Genomic DNA, 16,088 nt, shown 5'->3' on the forward strand with positions numbered 1-16,088 from the left:
ATCAAAACCAGTCGGCCGACTAAATCCCCGGGATGAAGGGGTCCTTTTTGCACGCCGATCACCCCACGAAGGGGGTGCCTATTGCACGCTGATCCTCAGGCGCGATCCAGCTCACCGTCCACGAAGGGCGGCTGGTGCAGGTCGATGTGACCGAACGGCACCGCTACCCCAACTGATCCAAGCTCCCGACCGGGGGATATTCTCCCACGACTGCCGCAGACCGGACCACCGGATGTGGCAATTTTCTTGCAACAGGAAATTGCCATGACTGCCCGATATTCTTCCGTCCGCCGGACCTTTCCGGCATCCTATTGGACCCTTGCCCTTGCCCTGCTGTTCGCGGCAGAGCCCGCCGCCGCACAGGAGGCCGGCGATGCGCCCCGGCCCGATGCGGCCCTCGATGCGGCCCCCAATGCCCAAGGCAGCGGCAGCTATGGCGGCGACATCGTCGTCACCGCGCGCCGCCGCGCCGAAACCGCGCAGGACGTGCCGATCGCCATTTCGGTCGTCGGCGGCGACCAGATCGACAACACCGGCAGCTTCAACGTCGGGCGGCTCCAGCAACTGGCGCCGACGCTGCAATTCTATTCGTCGAACCCGCGCAATACCGCGGTCAACATCCGCGGCATCGGCGCGCCTTTCGGCCTGACCAACGACGGGATCGAGCAGGGGGTCGGCATCTATGTCGACGACGTCTATTATTCGCGCGTCGCTTCCGCGACCTTCGACTTCCTCGACGTCGCGCAGATCGAGGTGCTGCGCGGGCCGCAAGGCACGCTCTATGGCAAGAACACCACCGCCGGCGCGATCAACATCACGACCAACCAGCCGACCTTCGATTTCGAGGGCAAGGCCGAGATCAGCATCGGCAATCTGAATTTCAAGCAGGCGAAGGCCGCCATCTCGGGCCCGCTCACCGACCATCTCGCGGCGCGCATCGCGCTTTCTTCGACCAGCCGCCGCGGTACCATCTATAACGTCACCACCGACCGCTGGGTCCAGAGCCAGGACAATATCGGCATTCGCGGCCAATTGCTGTGGCAGCCGAATGATGATCTCAGCGTCACCCTGTCGGGCGACTGGAGCAAGCAGGATGCGGTATGCTGCGCCTCGGTATTCGTCCGCACCGGCGCGACGCAGCGCCCACTGAACCGCCAATATGCCGCGCTGGCCGCGGCGCAGGGCTATACCGTGCCGAGCACCAATCCCTATGACCGGCTGACCGACCTCGACGCCAGCCTCAACGCCGGGAACGAGATCGGCGGTGTCGCGCTGCGCGTCAAATGGGACGTGGGCCCCGGCACGCTGACCTCGGTCACCGCGTGGCGCTATTGGGATTGGCAGCCCGAGAACGATCGCGACTTCACCGGCCTGCCGATCGTCACCAAGTCGCAGAACCCGTCGCAGCAGAACCAGTATACGCAGGAATTGCGCTATAATTATACCGGCGACCGCTTCGACTTCGTGCTCGGCGGCTTCTACTATTACCAGCGCATCGACACGCAGGGGACCGAACAGCACGGCCCGGCGTCGAGCCGCTGGACGCTCAATCCAGGAAGCGATTCGACGCTCTTCGATCCGCTGGTGACCGGTTGCGGCCCGAGTGCGTCGAACCAGCTTGCTTGCACCCCGTCGGTGCTCGACGGGCTGACCGCGATCAATACCCAGTTCCTGAAAAATACCAGCGCCGCGCTGTTCGTGAAGGCGAGCTGGAAGATCAGCGACCAGTTCACGATCCAGCCCGGCGTCCGGCTGAACTACGACAAGAAGGAGGGCTTTTATCAGCGGCGCGTCTTCGCGGGCGACGGGACGCCGGTCGTTTTCGGGCCGACCGACGCGGTCACGCTCGCGCGGCTCGGCGTGTTCGCGCCGCAGGAATATGCGCCCGAGTTCAGCGACTGGAACTTCAGCTATGACCTGACCGCGACATACAAGGCGACGCGCGACCTGCTCTTCTATGCGACCTATGCCAAGACGTTCAAATCGGGCGGGATCAACCAGAATGGCGTGCCGAACGATGCGAACAACAATCCGCTGCTCGGCGCCGCGACGGTGAAGCCGGAGTCGGTCAATCACTATGAGGTCGGCATCAAGACGGAGTTCTGGGATCGCCGCGCGACCTTCAACCTCACCGCCTTCCGCACCGACATCAAGAATTTTCAGGCCAATGTGAACAACGGCCAGTTCGGCGTGCTGCGCGGCTATCTTGCCAATGCGGGGAAGGTGCGGACGCAGGGCGTCGAGGGCGATTTCTCGATCCGTCCGAGCGAACGCTTCCGGGCCTATGTCAACGGCGCCTATACGGACGCCAAATATGTGAAATTCGTCGATGCGCCGTGCGCGCCTGAACAGTCGGGTGGGACGACCAGTCCGCCGAACTGCGATGTTTCGGGCCAGCGGCTGCCGGGGGTTTCGAAATGGGCCTTTTCCTTCGGGGCCGAGGTCAATGCGGAGTCGAAGCTCGTCGACCAGGATGGGCAGTTCTATTTCGGCTATGACGGCAGCTATCGGTCGGACTGGTCGTCGAACCCGACGCCGTCGGCCTATACCTGGGTCAAGGGCTATTCGCTGTCGAACTTCCGCGCCGGGTTCCGGACGGAGAGCGGCTTCGACCTCTTCGCCTGGGTCCGCAACGCCTTCGATCAGAATTATATCGACCAGCTCAGCGTCGGGCCGGGCAATACGGGCCTGATTACCGGCCTGCCCGGCGACCCGCGCACATGGGGCGGAACGATCAAGGCGCGTTTCTGACCGGCGCAGCAAAAAGGGGCCGTCCCGGCTGGGGCGGCCCCTTTTTCATGCAGTCTTGTCAGCGCTGCTGCGGTTCGCGATTCTGCTGATCGCGGCGCGGCTGTTCGCCCTGCTGGCGGTTCTGACCGCCCTGCTGCTGCTGCTGTTGCTGCTCGCGACCCTGATCGCGGCCTCCCTTCTGGGGGTTCTGACCCTGCTGGTTCGGGTTGGCCATTTTCAGTCTCCTGCAAAATGCCGCAGGCATACCGTCATGCTGCGGCGAACAGGAAACTCGCGGGACCGGTCCAATGTTCCCCGTCTGCGACGGACCGATGGGGATGCGTCGACAGGTCGCGGGAGAGACTGTTATTCGGCATCGAGCCCGTAGGCGGTGTGCAGCACGCGTACCGCGAGTTCGGTCTCGTCCTCGTCGATCAGCACGCTGACCTTGATCTCGCTGGTCGAGATGGCCTGGATGTTGATGCCACGGTCCGCGAGCGCGCGGAACATCGTGCTCGCGACGCCGGCATGGCTCTTCATCCCGACGCCAACGACGCTGATCTTCGCGACCTTGTCGTCCGACAGGATACGATTGAAGCCGATCTTGTCCTTCGCGGCCTCCAGCAGGTCGATCGAGCGGATGAGGTCGGTTTCGGGCACGGTGAAGGTCACGTCGGTCTCGCCCTTGTCGCGGCCGACATTCTGGATGATCATGTCGACGTTGATCCCCGCCGCGGCCAGCGGGCCGAAGATGCTGGCGACCGCGCCCGGGCGGTCGGGCACGCGGGTGACGATGATCTTCGCCTCATTCTTGGCCAGAGCGATGCCGGTGATGAGCTGCCGTTCCATGTGGAGTTCCTCTATTTCCTGATCGCTGACGATCATCGTGCCCCGCTTCGGCGCCTCGTCGCCCTCGACGAAGCTGGAGAGCACCTGCACGCGCACGCCTTCCTTCATCGCGAGCCCGACCGAGCGGGTCTGGAGCACCTTGGCGCCGACGCTCGCCAGTTCGAGCATTTCCTCATAGGTCACATAATCGAGCTTGCGGGCGCGCGCGACGATGCGCGGATCGGTGGTGTAGACGCCGTCGACGTCGGTATAGATGTCGCAGCGGTCCGCCTTTACTGCCGCCGCGACCGCGACCGCGCTGGTGTCCGACCCGCCGCGGCCGAGCGTCGCGATGCGGCCGTCCTCCATCAGGCCCTGAAAGCCCGGGATCACCGCCACTTCGCCGCGCGCCATCGCCGCAGACAGCGCGCCGGTCTCGATCTCGTGGATGCGGGCGCGGGCGTGGACCTCTTCGGTGCGGATCGGCAATTGCCAGCCGAGCCAGCTTCGCGCCGGCGTGCCCATCGCCTGCAGGGTCAGCGCGAGCAGGCCCGACGTCACCTGTTCGCCCGATGCGACGACGACGTCATATTCGGCGGGGTCGTAGCGCGGGTTCGCCTCGCGGCAGAAATTGACGAGCCGATCGGTCTCGCCCGCCATCGCGGAGACGACCACGGCGACCTCGTTGCCCTGGGCCACTTCGCGCGCGACGAGTTTCGCGACGGTGCGAATCCGCTCGGTGCCCGCCATCGACGTGCCTCCGAATTTCATCACGATCCGCGCCATCTCGTCCTGCCTTCCGCAACTGGTATCGCCTGCAACTTTTCCGTGGAATCCTGCGGGCGCGCCGCTGTTAGGCAAGGGGAGGGGCTATGGCAAGGCGGCGAGCGGGCGGCGGGGATATATTTTCTTGGCCGCGGGCAATCGCAGGCGTTCCGATGCCGCGTCGACCGTGGCCGGACGGCAATTTTCTTGCGTCGCCGGGGCAGGAGTGCCACATCGCTGGGCATGAACGCCGCGACGATCGATCCGCAGGAAGCCGCCCATTTCGGGGCGCTCGCCGCCGACTGGTGGGACCCGCGCGGGTCCTCGGCGATGCTCCATCGCCTGAACCCGGTACGCCTCGCCTATATCCGGGAGCAGATCGACGCGCACTGGCACGCCGACAGCCGCGAGCGCCGTCCGCTTGCCGGCAGGTCCGCGCTCGACGTCGGCTGCGGCGCCGGGCTACTCGCCGAGCCGCTGGCGCGCATGGGCGCGGCGGTGACGGGCGTCGACGCGGCGCCCGAGAATATCGGCGCGGCGCGCGCGCATGCGGCGGGGCAGGGGCTGGCGATCGCCTATCACGCGGGCGAACTGGCCGCGCTGCCGCCCGCGACCTTCGACCTCGTCACCTCGATGGAGGTGGTCGAGCATGTCGCCGACCCGGCCGCCTTCGTCGCCGAACTGGCGGCGCGGCTCGCGCCGGGCGGGCTGATGATCCTGTCGACGCCGAACCGCACGACGCTGTCGAAGCTGCTGCTCGTCGAGGCGGCCGAGCGGGTCGGCGCGGTGCCGCGCGGCACCCACGACTGGGATCGCTTCCTGCGGCCCGACGAGCTGACCGGCCTGATCGAGGGGGCGGGGCTGGAGGTGGTCGACCGCACTGGCCTGTCGCCGTCGCCGGCGCGGGGGTTCAAGCTCGGCGGCAGCGAGGCGCTCAACTATCTGCTGACGGCGCGGCGCCGGGGGTAGATGGGACGGGCCCGCATTCCGTGGCGCGTCAAAAGTCCACGTCTTCGTAGTATTTCGGCGGGGTAACGATCTCCATCCGCTCGGCGAGCAGCGGGCGGAAGCTGGGGCGCGACTTGAGCCCCGAATACCAGCCCTTGGTCTGCTCGTGCCCGGTCCAATCGATACCGCCCAGATAGTCGGCGACCGAGATGTGCGCGGCGGCGGCGAGGTCGGCGAGGCTCATCGTCGCGCCGGCGAGCCAGGTGCGGTGGTCGATCAGATAATCGACATAGTCGAGGTGGTTGTTCGCCGCCTTCATCGCCTCGCGCAGCGCGCCGCCGTCGGGGGGCTGGCGGTGGACGATGCGCTTCTGCATCCGCTCGAACAGTAGCGGGCCCGTCACCTCGTAGAAGAAATCCTGGTCGAACCACGCGACCAGGCGGCGGATCTCGGCACGCTGCGCGGCGGTGCCGTTGAGCATCGCCTTGCCCTCGACCGTCTCCTCGAAATATTCGGCGATCGCGTTGCTGTCGATCAGCACCTGCCCGCGACCCTCGTCGACCATCACCGGGGTGCGGCCGGCGGGATTGAGGTCGATGAACTCGTCGCGCCGCTCCCACGGCGACTCGCGCAGCAATTCATAGCCGACCCCTTTTTCGCCCAGCAAAAGCCTGATCTTGCGGGAGAAGGGACAAAGCGGGAATTGATAGAGCTGCCACATGGCTTCGACATAGCGGCTGCGGGGCGCAACGGCTATGGCGGTTTTCAGCGTCGCGCGGCGTCGCGTTCGCGTTCCCATTGGGCGGCAAGGTCGCGCGCCATGTCCTTGAGGACCGGGGCATAGGCCGCCAGCGCCGAGGCCGCGTGGCCGGCCATGCGCGCGCCGGCGCGAACGTCGTCGCCCATCCGCTCGGCATAATAGGGATCGTCCTTGCCCGCGACCTCGCCCAGCGTCGCGTCGGGCGGGATGTAGGCGGCGTCGGATTCGGGGTCGATCTGCGCCACGGCCTGCGCGAGCGGGCCGACGTTGAGCTGCATCAGCGCCCCGATCAGCGCCGTCACCGTGTCGGCCATGCGATCCTGGAGCAGGGGGTCGTTCAGCGCCGCGACGGCGCCGCGCGTATCATGTTCGCCCGCCGCCGCAGGCAGCGGCGCCGCGAGCGCGAGCGCGAGCAGGGGGAGGGCAGCGATGGTCCAGCGCATGGCGTCGTCCTTTCGACCGGAAATCGAAGCGCGGATCATAGGCGCGAGTCGCTTTCGCTGCGCTGAACGCGGCATGCCGTCCATGCCGCGTCCGCGTCATTCCGCCGCTTCGACCGCGATATCGGAGTCGCTCAGCGGGTGGGCGAGGCGGGCGACCATCTCCTTCGGACAGACCTGCCAGAACTGCGCGCGGCGGCGGTCCCAGTCGGACAGGATTTCGGCCGACCAGCGGCTGCCCGTCGCCGCGGCATGCTCGGCGATCAGCGTCTTCAGCACGCCTTCCCAATGCGCGCTGTCGAGCCGCTGCCACTGGATCGATTCGCCGTTCGCATGGCGTTCGAAGCTGCCGTCCTCGTCGAGGACGAAAGCCATGCCGCCGGTCATGCCGGCGCCGAAGTTCGAGCCGACGGGGCCGAGGATCACCGCGGTGCCGCCGGTCATATATTCGCAGCCGTTCGCGCCGCAGCCCTCGATCACGACGCGCGCGCCCGAGTTGCGCACCGCGAAGCGCTCGCCCGCCTGCCCCGCGGCGAGCAGCGTGCCCGCGGTCGCGCCATAGAGGACGGTGTTGCCGACGATGCTGTTGTGCTGGCTGACCAGCGGGCTCGACACGGTCGGGCGCACGACGATGCGGCCGCCCGACAAGCCCTTGCCGACATAGTCGTTGGCGTCGCCGAACACCTCGAGCGTGATGCCGCTGCACAGAAAGGCGCCGAGCGACTGGCCCGCGGTGCCGCGCAGACGCACCTGGACATGGTCGTCGGCCAGCCCGTTCATCCCGAACCGCGCGGTGATCTCCGCCGACAGCCGGGTGCCGACGGCGCGGTGCGTGTTGCGGACATTGTAGGTGAGCTGCATCCGCTCGCCGCGCTCGAACAGCGGCTTCGCGTCGCTCAGTATCTGCGCGTCGAGGCTGTCGGGCACCGGGTTGCGGAAGTTCGGACCCTGCGACCGGCGTTCCTCGTCGGGCGCGTCGACCTTGGCCAGCAGCGGGTTGAGGTCGAGATCGTCGAGATGCTCGGCGCCGCGGCTGACCTGACGCAGCAGTTCGGTGCGCCCGATCACCTCGTCGAGGCTGCGGCAGCCGAGTCTGGCGAGGATCTCGCGCACCTCCTCGGCGATGAAGGTCATCAGATTGATGACCTTTTCGGGGCTGCCGCCGAATTTGGCGCGCAGCTTTTCGTCCTGGGTGCAGATGCCGACCGGGCAGGTGTTCGAATGGCACTGGCGCACCATGATGCAGCCCATCGCGACGAGGCTGAGCGTCCCGATGCCGAACTCCTCGGCGCCGAGGATCGCCGCGATCACGATGTCGCGGCCGGTCTTGAGCCCGCCGTCGGTGCGCAGGCGGATACGATGGCGCAGCCCGTTGAGGGTCAGCACCTGATTGACCTCCGACAGCCCCATTTCCCACGGGGTGCCGGCATATTTGATGCTGGTCTGCGGACTGGCGCCGGTACCGCCGGTGTTGCCCGAGACGAGAATGACGTCGGCGTGCGCCTTGGCGACGCCCGCCGCGACGGTGCCGATGCCCGCGGAGCTGACGAGCTTCACGCAGACGCGCGCGCGCGGGTTGATCTGCTTGAGGTCGTAGATGAGCTGCGCGAGGTCCTCGATCGAATAGATGTCGTGGTGCGGCGGCGGGGATATGAGCATCACGCCCGGTGTCGAATGGCGCAGCCGCGCGATGAACTCGGTGACCTTGAAGCCCGGAAGCTGTCCGCCCTCGCCGGGCTTGGCGCCCTGCGCGACCTTGATCTCTATCTCGTCGCAGGCGCCCAGATATTCGGCGGTGACGCCGAAACGGCCGCTGGCGATCTGCTTGATGTTGCTGTTGGCATTGTCGCCGTTCGGATAGGGATGATAGCGCGCGCTGTCCTCGCCGCCTTCGCCCGACACCGCCTTCGCGCCGATGCGGTTCATCGCGATCGCCAGCGTCTCGTGCGCCTCCGGCGACAGCGCGCCGAGCGACATGCCGGGGGTGACGAAGCGCTTGCGAATCTCGGTGATCGCCTCGACGCTGTCGAGCGGGACGCCCTGCTGCGGAAAGTTGAATTCGAGCAGGTCGCGCAGATAGACGGGCGGCAGATCGTCGACCCCGCGCGAGAATTGCAGATAGGTCGAATAGCTGTCGGTCGCGACCGCGGTCTGGAGCAGGTGCATGAGCTGCGCCGAATAGGCGTGCGCCTCGCCCCCCGCGCGCTGGCGGTAGAAACCGCCGACGGGCAGCGCGATGACACGATTGTCGAACGCCGCCTCGTGCTTGTCGGTCGCGTTGATGAACAGCGACTGATAGCCTTCGCCCGAAATCTTTGCCGGCATGCCGGGGAAGAGATCGTTGACGAGCGCGCGCGACAGGCCGACCGCCTCGAAATTATAGCCGCCGCGATAGCTGGAGATCACCGCGATCCCCATCTTCGCCATGATCTTGAGCAGCCCGTCGTTGATCGCCTTGCGGAAGCGGGCGCGGCAGTCGTCGAGCGACAGGTCGCCGAACAGGCCGCGCGCGTGGCGGTCGGCGATGCTCGCCTCGGCCAGATAGGCGTGGACGGTGGTTGCGCCGACGCCGACCAGCACCGCGAAGGCGTGGGTGTCGAGCACCTCGGCCGAGCGGATGTTGATCGAGGCATAGCTGCGCAGCCCCTTGCGGACCAGGTGAGTGTGGACCGCGGCGGCGGCGAGCACCATCGCGACGCCGACGCGGTCGGGGCCGATGGCCTGGTCGGTCAGGAACAGCTCGCTGCGCCCGGCGCGCACCGCGTCCTCCGCCTCGCGGCGGATGCGCGCGATCGCGTCGCGCAGCGCCGAGGCGTCGTCGCCGGCGGCGAAGGTGCAGTCGATGTCGGCGACCGCGTCGCCGAAATAGGCGCGCAGCCGATCCCAGTCGTCGCCGACGAGCACCGGTGAATCGATGACGAGGACGTGCGCGCTCTGCCCCTTTTCGTCGAGGATGTTGCCGAGGTTGGAGAAGCGGGTGTTGAGGCTCATCACATGCCGTTCGCGCAGGGAGTCGATCGGCGGGTTGGTGACCTGGCTGAAATTCTGGCGAAAGAATTGCGCGACGTGGCGCGGCTTGTCCGAGATGACCGCGAGCGGCGTGTCGTCGCCCATCGATCCGATCGCTTCCTTGGCATCCTCGACCATCGGCGACAGGATCAGTTCCATGTCCTCCATCGTCAGGCCCGCCGCGACCTGGCGGCGCAGCAGTTCGGCGCGGTCCCACGCGGGAAGGCTGGCCTTGCCGCCCTTCGGCAGGTCGGCCATGGTACGGAAGCCCTTGACGCGCGAGGCATAGTCCTGCGCGCCGGCGATGCGGTCCTTGATCGCGCGATCCTCGTAAAGCGTTCCTTCGTCGAGGTCGACCGCGATCATCTGGCCGGGGCCGAGGCGGCCCTTCTTGCGGATGCTCGCCTCCGGCAGCAGCACCATGCCGCTTTCCGATCCGACGACGAGCAGATTGTCGGCGGTCAGCGTGTAGCGCAGCGGGCGCAGCGCGTTGCGGTCCATCCCCGCCACCGCCCAGCGGCCGTCGGTCATCGCCAGCGCGGCGGGGCCGTCCCACGGCTCGGTGACGCTGGCGAGATAGGCGTACATCGCCTTGTGCGCGTCGGGGATATCGTCGTCGTGCCCCCATGCCTCGGGAACGAGGATCAGCTTCGCGGTCGGCGCGTCGCGGCCGGCGCGGCACAGCGTCTCGAACACCGCGTCGAGCGCCGCGGTGTCGCTGGCGCCCGCGGGGATCACCGGCTTGATGTCCTCCGAATGCTCGCCGAAGGCGAGGCTCGCCATCTTGATCTCGTGGCTCTTCATCCAGTTGCGGTTGCCGCGGATCGTGTTGATCTCGCCGTTATGGGCGAGGCAGCGGAAGGGCTGGGCCAGCCACCATTGCGGGAAGGTGTTGGTCGAATAGCGCTGGTGGAAGATCGCGACCCGGCTTTCGAACAGGCGGTTGGTCAGGTCGGGATAGAAATCGGCCAGGCTCTCGGCCAGGAACAGCCCCTTGTAGATGATCGAGCGACCCGACAGGGAGCAGATATAGAAATCGTGGATCTGCGCCGCGATCACCTTCTTCTCGATCCGGCGGCGGACGAGATAGAGCTGCTTTTCGAATTCGGCGAGCGACTGTTCCTCGGGCAGCGGACCGGCGATCATGATCTGCTCGATCTCCGGGCGCGTGCGCTGCGCCTTGTCGCCGATCACCGACACGTCGACGGGCACCTGCCGCCAGCCGTAGATGGTGTAGCCCGCATCGATGATCTCCGCCTCGACGATCGTCCGGCACGCTTCCTGCGCGCCCAGGTCGGTGCGCGGCAGGAAGACCATGCCGACGGCGAGGCGGTTCGGGCGCACCTTGTGCCCCGACGCCGCGATCGCATCGTCGAAGAAGCGTTCGGGCAGGTCGACATGGATGCCCGCCCCGTCCCCCGTCTTGCCGTCGGCATCGACCGCGCCGCGGTGCCACACCGCGCGCAGCGCCTCGATCGCCGCATCGACGACGCGGCGCGACGGCTTGCCGTCGGTCGCGGCGACCAGCCCGACGCCGCAGGCATCGGATTCGAGGTCGGGGCGATACATGCCGGTTTCGGCGAGCCGCGCATGGTCGGGGGTGGGGTAATGGGTCATGTCTTCGTTCCTGACTATGAGGTCGGATCGGTCATGCCGAGCCGCTTGCGCGCGTTGGCGGCGGCACTCTGTTCGGCTTCGTAGGTTGCCGCTTCCAGTTCCTCGACCGCCTTGCGGTCGGCCTCGGACCAGTTGGAGCGGTCGTGGCCCGCGTCGTAATCGTCCGCGGCTGCGGCCGCCGCATCGGCGGCCGCGTCGACGGCATCGTCGGTATAGCTCCATTCGTCGCTGGCCGCGGCTTCGGTGGTCTCGACCGGCGCATTCCACGAATCGCGCGTTTCCTTGAGCGTCTTGACGTCGACCTTGAGCAGTTTGGCGAGCTTGCGCAGTTCGGCGTCGCTCAGGTCGGCCAGCGCGCGTTCCTTCGGCAGCTCCTTGAGCTGACCCTCGACCTGCGGCGCGCGGTCGATGACCTTGTCCGCCAGCGGCGGAACGGCCTTGATCATCGCCAGCATCACCTCCGGATCGGCCTGCAGTGCCATCCATTCGCGGGCATAGGCCTGGCCGGCGGGGGTGGCGAAGAAGGCGTTGAACTGGCCGAGCTGGTCGGCGGCGAAGGTGCGGGCATAGGCGCGCGCAAGCCCCGCGCGCATCGGCGGTTCGAGGTCGGCGAGCACCTCGCTGATCACCGGCTTGATGACGGCGGTCACCTGCTCTTCGCGCTGCTTGCGATGGGGGTCGAACAGGTCGGCGATCGCCTGCTTGCTCGGCGCGTCGAGCGCGGCGATCGTGTCGCTGTCGACGCCGGTCTTGATGCCGATCATCAGGTCCGACGCGCCGTCGACCTGCGCCATGATCGACTTGAAGACCTTGCCGTAGAGATTGTCGAGCATCCGCTCGAGGCTGCCCGCGGGAATCAGCGCGGCCGTCGTCTGCTGCGCGAGCGCGAGCTGCGCGGGGTCGATCGGCGGCAGCGTGTCGGTTGCGAATATCCTTTCGACGAGCGCGATGGCTTCGTCCATTTCCTTGCGCATCCGCGCCTTGGCATCGGCAAGGCTGCTTTCGCTCAGCATCGAATCGTCGGCGACGACCTCTGCCGCCGGCGCTTCCTCGGGTTCGGCCCAGGCGGGCGCGGCGGGGGACAGCAGCGCGACGGTGCCGGCGAGCGCCAGCGATTTCCAGCTCGACATGGTCATGATTCCTTCCTGTTGATCATGCCGCCTTCTTTTCGGTTTTTGCCTTGACCTTCAACCACTTTGCCATCTGTTCGCTGACGTCGCGGCCGTCGCGGATGCCCCAGACGACCAGGCTGGCGCCGCGCACGATGTCGCCCGCGGCGAACACGCCGGGCAGGCTGGTCATCATCGTCTGGTGATCGACGCGCAGCGTGCCCCAGCGCGTGACGCTGAGGTCGGGGGCGCCGAACAGGTGCGGCAGTTCCTCCGGGTCGAAACCGAGCGCCTTGATCACCATGTCGGCGGGTAGGTCGAAGCTGCGGCCCGGATCGGGCTCGGGGTTGCGGCGGCCGCTCGCGTCGGGCGCGCCGAGGCGCATGCCCTGCGCCGCGACCTGCCGGACCGCCTTGTCGGCGGTGAAGCGCTCGGGCGCCGCCAGCCACACGAACTCGACGCCTTCCTCCTCGGCATTGGCGACTTCGCGCTGCGAGCCCGGCATATTCTCCCGGTCGCGGCGATAGAGGCATTTGACCGACTTCGCGCCCTGGCGGATCGCGGTGCGAACGCAGTCCATCGCGGTGTCGCCGCCGCCGATGACGACGACATGCTTGCCCTCGGCATTCAGCCGCCCGTCGTCGAACGCGGGGACCGCATCGCCGAACCCCTTGCGGTTCGAGGCGATCAGATAGTCGAGCGCGGCGACCACGCCCTCGGCATCCTTGCCGGGGACGGCGATCTCGCGCGCCTTGTAGACGCCGGTCGCGATCAGCACCGCGTCGTGCCGCTGGCGCAGCGCGTCGAGCGTCGCGTCCCGGCCCACCTCGAACCCGGCGTGGAAGTGGATGCCGCTTTCGGCGAGCCGCTCGATGCGGCGCATCACCACCTCCTTCTCCAGCTTGAAGCCGGGAATGCCGTAGGTGAGCAGGCCGCCGGCGCGGTCGTGGCGGTCATAGACATGCACCTCGTGCCCCGCGACGCGCAGATATTCGGCGGCGGTCAGCCCGGCCGGGCCGGCGCCGACGATGCCCACCGACTGGCCCGTCGCCGGGCCCGCGCGGACCGGCTCGACCCAGCCCTCGGCCCAGGCGGTGTCGGTGATGTATTTCTCGACGCTGCCGATGGTCACAGCGCCGTGACCCGCGCTCTCGATCACGCAATTGCCTTCGCACAACCGGTCCTGCGGGCAGATGCGGCCGCAGATCTCGGGCATCGTCGAGGTCGCGTTCGACAGCTCGTACGCCTCGCGCAGCCGCCCCTCCGCGGTCAGGCGCAGCCATTCGGGGATGTGGTTGTGCAGCGGACAATGCACCGAGCAATAGGGCACGCCGCACTGCGAACAGCGCGCCGACTGATCGCGCGCATCGGGCGCGGCGTAGCGCTCGGCGATCTCGCGGAAATCGCGCGCGCGCTCCTCCGGCGAGCGCTTGTCGGGATAGGATTGGTCGTGCCCCACGAACTGGAGCATGCGATCGGCAGCCATGCATTTTTTCCCTTCGTTGCGAGGGCGGATGCAGGAGCGCCGAAAGGCTGTCATCAGGAAAAGCGGATTTAAGGCAGTAATACTGACCTTAAATCCGCTCAATTCTGGAAAGTCGCTTATCTCACGCAATCATCTTTCAAAATTAGTAAAATGTCGGACCTATCTTAGGGCCAGCCAGGCCAGCGCTGCGGCGCCGACGATGATTCGATACCAAGCGAAGGGGCCGAATCCGTATCGCGTCACGACGGCGAGGAAGGCCTTGATCACCGCCCAGGCGACGATGAAGGACACGAACGCGCCGAGCGCGATCAGGCCCAGGTCGTTCCGGGTGATCGATTCGTGATGCTTGGCAAGCTGCAGCACCGTCGCGCCGGTCAGCGTCGGCAGGGCGAGAAAGAAGCTGAACTCGGCGGCGGTCTTGCGGTCGATGCCGAGCGCCATCGCGCCCATGATCGTCGCGCCCGAGCGGCTGACCCCCGGGATCATCGCGATGCACTGGACAAGGCCGACGATGATCGACTGGCGCGTCGTCAGCGCCGCGACCCCGCCGCTGTCGACGGGTTTCGCGAACCGCTCGACGAGCAGGATGGCGAACCCGCCGATCACCAGCGCCCAGGCGACGACGACGGCGTTTTCGAGCAGCGCCTCGATATAGTCGCCGAACGCGAGCCCCAGGACGACCGCGGGCAGGAAGGCGAGCAGCAGGTTGCGCACGAAGGCGATCGCCACCGGGTCGCGCCGGAAGAAGCCGACGATCATCTCGCGGAACAACCGCCGGTAGAGGACGACGATCGCGAGGATCGCGCCCGGCTGGATCGCGATGTTGAACACCGCCCAGCGCGCCGCGTCATAGCCGAGCAGCTCGGTCGCGAGGATCAGGTGGCCGGTCGAGGAGACGGGCAGGAATTCGGTCAGCCCCTCGACGATGCCGAGGATGATCGCGGTCAGCCACAGGCTCATCGACGCTCTCCCGCCGGCGCGTGCCCAGGGGGAGGGGCAAGCGAGGGGGGAGGGGGAGCGAACGGCAAATCGGCTGGGGGCATGAACGATCCTGCGAAGCGAAGACGAATAGGCGAAGGGGCGGCCGGCTCGGTGCCGGACGCCCCTTTCCCTGACGGACCTACGCAGCGCGTGCGGATTTTTCCAGCCGCTATTTGAAAAGCGCGCGGCCGGGCGCGCCGGAGCGGGCGGTTAACGCGCCGCGGCCCCGGCAAAGCGGCCGTGGCGGCGATACTGGACGAGCCAGCCTTCGGCGACCGCGGCGAGCGACGTCGGCGTGATGCCGAGCTGCGCGAGCCCGGCGGCGCCGGGGGCGACGACATTGTCGACCTGCAGCATCCGCCACTGATCGCGGGTGATCGGCGCGCCGGGCAGCCAGCCCAGCCCGGCGGCGAGCGCCGCTGCGACGGCGTCGGGCATCTCGACGAACAGCCGCTTTCGTCCGGTCGCGGCGGCGATCCACTGCTGCAGCGCGGCCATCGTCAACACCTGCGGCCCGCCCAGTTCGAACAGGTCGCCAGCGGCCGGCGCGGCGAGCGCCGCGACCACCGCATCGGCGACATCGCCGACATAGACGGGCTGGAGCTTCGTTGCCGGCGCGATCACCGGGACGACCGGCGTCATGCGCATCAGCGCCGCGAAACGGTTGATGAACCGGTCCTCGCGCCCGAAGACGATCGACGGGCGCAGGATCGTCGCCTCGGGGAAGGCGGCGCGGACCGCGGCCTCGCCGTCGCCCTTGCTGCGGCCATAGGCCGAGGCGCTGTCGCGATCGGCGCCGATCGCCGAGACATGGGCGAAGGCGCGCGCGCCGGCGGCTTTCGCGGCGGCGGCGGCATGGCCGGCGCCCTCCGCCTGCACCGCGTGCATCGCGTCGAAGCTGCCGGCGAGGTTGACGACGGCGTCGCTGCCCTGGACCGCGCGCGCGACGCTCGCCGCATCGCGCACGTCGGCGGCGACGAACTGCGTCTGGCCCAGGCCGCCGAGCGGCTTCAGGAACACCGCCGCGCGCGGGTCGCGCTGCGCGACGCGCACCCGCGCGCCCAGCGTCAGCAGGCGTTGCACGACATAGCGGCCGACGAACCCGCCGCCGCCCAGCACCGTGATCAATTGTCCGTCGAGGTTGCGCATCGCGTCGCCCTGTATCCGATTCTCCACCGGCGCCGCGGCGCCGCTCGCGCTCCCATGCCGCGAAGCGCCCGCGGGGGCAAGGGCATGTGTCGCGGGCGGCGACGCAAATCCGCGCTTCGGCAAAATAATCGCGCCGCGCCCGTGCAGCGCGGTTGACAAGCGCCAGCCCCCGCCGCTAAGCGCCCGCTCCTACCCCGTGCCCAGATGGCGGAATTGGTAGACGCACCAGCTTCAGGTGCTGGCGATCGCAAGGTCGTGGAGGTTCG

The 16,088-nt window shown here is 67.7% G+C and carries 12 protein-coding genes; 3 read left to right on the forward strand and 9 right to left on the reverse strand.

Annotated features, from left to right (window positions below):
• Positions 1-104: 104 nt before the first annotated feature.
• Both ABS88_RS19195 and ABS88_RS19200 read left to right on the forward strand, forming a co-directional pair.
• Complete coding sequence (locus tag ABS88_RS19195) at positions 105-176, forward strand: DUF2292 domain-containing protein (RefSeq protein ID WP_286750306.1); 72 nt, start codon at positions 105-107, stop codon at positions 174-176.
• Positions 177-264: 88 nt separating this feature from the next.
• Entirely contained in the window at positions 265-2,751 is a 2,487-nt protein-coding gene (locus tag ABS88_RS19200; RefSeq protein ID WP_076074650.1) for a TonB-dependent receptor, read from the forward strand.
• Between the two features lie 58 nt (positions 2,752-2,809).
• On the opposite strand, the gene ABS88_RS19205 is transcribed toward ABS88_RS19200, so the two are convergent.
• On the reverse strand, positions 2,810-2,965 hold the full coding sequence (locus ABS88_RS19205) for a hypothetical protein (protein ID WP_199775064.1): 156 nt from the start codon (positions 2,963-2,965) through the stop codon (positions 2,810-2,812).
• Positions 2,966-3,096: 131 nt separating this feature from the next.
• Entirely contained in the window at positions 3,097-4,344 is a 1,248-nt protein-coding gene (locus tag ABS88_RS19210; RefSeq protein ID WP_104959461.1) for an aspartate kinase, read from the reverse strand.
• Positions 4,345-4,566: 222 nt separating this feature from the next.
• On the opposite strand from ABS88_RS19210, the gene ubiG reads away from it, so the two are divergent.
• Entirely contained in the window at positions 4,567-5,292 is a 726-nt protein-coding gene (ubiG, locus tag ABS88_RS19215; RefSeq protein WP_104959462.1) for a bifunctional 2-polyprenyl-6-hydroxyphenol methylase/3-demethylubiquinol 3-O-methyltransferase UbiG, read from the forward strand.
• Between the two features lie 28 nt (positions 5,293-5,320).
• On the opposite strand, the gene ABS88_RS19220 is transcribed toward ubiG, so the two are convergent.
• The 7 genes from ABS88_RS19220 to ABS88_RS19250 form a co-directional block, all read right to left on the reverse strand.
• A complete protein-coding gene (locus ABS88_RS19220; RefSeq protein WP_286750307.1) occupies positions 5,321-5,992 on the reverse strand; it encodes a glutathione S-transferase family protein in 672 nt (223 codons plus the stop codon).
• 44 nt (positions 5,993-6,036) lie between these two features.
• Positions 6,037-6,474 (reverse strand): hypothetical protein, encoded by a 438-nt coding sequence (locus ABS88_RS19225; protein ID WP_067105934.1) that lies wholly within the window; start codon positions 6,472-6,474, stop codon positions 6,037-6,039.
• 96 nt (positions 6,475-6,570) lie between these two features.
• Complete coding sequence (gene gltB, locus ABS88_RS19230; protein WP_067105874.1) at positions 6,571-11,097, reverse strand: glutamate synthase large subunit; 4,527 nt, start codon at positions 11,095-11,097, stop codon at positions 6,571-6,573.
• A 14-nt stretch (positions 11,098-11,111) separates the two neighbouring features.
• On the reverse strand, positions 11,112-12,233 hold the full coding sequence (locus ABS88_RS19235) for a DUF2059 domain-containing protein (protein WP_067105876.1): 1,122 nt from the start codon (positions 12,231-12,233) through the stop codon (positions 11,112-11,114).
• Positions 12,234-12,249: 16 nt separating this feature from the next.
• Positions 12,250-13,692, reverse strand: coding sequence for an NAD(P)-dependent oxidoreductase (locus ABS88_RS19240; protein ID WP_067105878.1), 1,443 nt, complete (start codon positions 13,690-13,692; stop codon positions 12,250-12,252).
• Between the two features lie 159 nt (positions 13,693-13,851).
• Positions 13,852-14,652: an undecaprenyl-diphosphate phosphatase gene (locus ABS88_RS19245; RefSeq protein WP_076074665.1), complete on the reverse strand. Its 801-nt coding sequence runs from the start codon at positions 14,650-14,652 to the stop codon at positions 13,852-13,854.
• 231 nt (positions 14,653-14,883) lie between these two features.
• The gene (locus ABS88_RS19250; RefSeq protein WP_076077685.1) at positions 14,884-15,822 is read right to left on the reverse strand and encodes a complex I NDUFA9 subunit family protein; all 939 of its coding nucleotides are present in this window, start codon (positions 15,820-15,822) and stop codon (positions 14,884-14,886) included.
• Between the last annotated feature and the right edge of the window lie 266 nt (positions 15,823-16,088).

Source organism: Sphingopyxis sp. SCN 67-31 (genome assembly GCF_001725095.1).

Coding starts and splice junctions, on each gene's coding strand:
- ABS88_RS19200 (WP_076074650.1), top strand. CDS start 265: ATGACTGCCCGATATTCTTCCGTCCGCCGGACCTTTCCGGCATCCTAT.
- ABS88_RS19205 (WP_199775064.1), bottom strand. CDS start 2,965: ATGGCCAACCCGAACCAGCAGGGTCAGAACCCCCAGAAGGGAGGCCGC.
- ABS88_RS19210 (WP_104959461.1), bottom strand. CDS start 4,344: ATGGCGCGGATCGTGATGAAATTCGGAGGCACGTCGATGGCGGGCACC.
- ubiG (WP_104959462.1), top strand. CDS start 4,567: ATGAACGCCGCGACGATCGATCCGCAGGAAGCCGCCCATTTCGGGGCG.
- ABS88_RS19220 (WP_286750307.1), bottom strand. CDS start 5,992: ATGTGGCAGCTCTATCAATTCCCGCTTTGTCCCTTCTCCCGCAAGATC.
- ABS88_RS19225 (WP_067105934.1), bottom strand. CDS start 6,474: ATGCGCTGGACCATCGCTGCCCTCCCCCTGCTCGCGCTCGCGCTCGCG.
- gltB (WP_067105874.1), bottom strand. CDS start 11,097: ATGACCCATTACCCCACCCCCGACCATGCGCGGCTCGCCGAAACCGGC.
- ABS88_RS19235 (WP_067105876.1), bottom strand. CDS start 12,233: ATGACCATGTCGAGCTGGAAATCGCTGGCGCTCGCCGGCACCGTCGCG.
- ABS88_RS19240 (WP_067105878.1), bottom strand. CDS start 13,692: ATGGCTGCCGATCGCATGCTCCAGTTCGTGGGGCACGACCAATCCTAT.
- ABS88_RS19245 (WP_076074665.1), bottom strand. CDS start 14,652: ATGAGCCTGTGGCTGACCGCGATCATCCTCGGCATCGTCGAGGGGCTG.
- ABS88_RS19250 (WP_076077685.1), bottom strand. CDS start 15,822: ATGCGCAACCTCGACGGACAATTGATCACGGTGCTGGGCGGCGGCGGG.